This is a genomic window from Pseudomonas tremae, assembly GCF_001401155.1.
Taxonomy (GTDB): Bacteria; Pseudomonadota; Gammaproteobacteria; order Pseudomonadales; family Pseudomonadaceae; genus Aquipseudomonas; species Aquipseudomonas tremae.
In genome coordinates this window covers 1-265 of sequence record NZ_LJRO01000018.1, presented here as the reverse complement: position 1 = coordinate 265, position 265 = coordinate 1, and the positions used below count along the sequence as shown (strand labels likewise).

Below are 265 nucleotides of genomic sequence, written 5' to 3'. Positions count from 1 at the left end.
AGCCTGCCAAAGCGCCAGCCGCAGCGCCGAAGACCTCGGCCAGTTTCGCCCCGCCACCGGGCGGTGGCAGCCATTGGGACCCGCGCCTGGGGGTGTACGTGATGGACGATCAGCCCAACACCTTCTATCGCCAGCGTACTTACTATCAGTGGAACAACGGCTGGAGCTGGGCAACCAACCCTAACGGTCCGTGGCAGGCGACCGACGCCAGCGGCGTTCCTGCCGGGCTGGGTAAGCAGTTCAGTAACTGATTCAAGCCTGCAAA

General features: G+C 63.8%; 1 pseudogene. It reads left to right on the top strand.

From position 1 onward, the window contains the following. Nucleotides 1–251: pseudogene (locus ALO43_RS00530) on the top strand (hypothetical protein); the annotation flags it as partial. Between the last annotated feature and the right edge of the window lie 14 nt (nucleotides 252–265).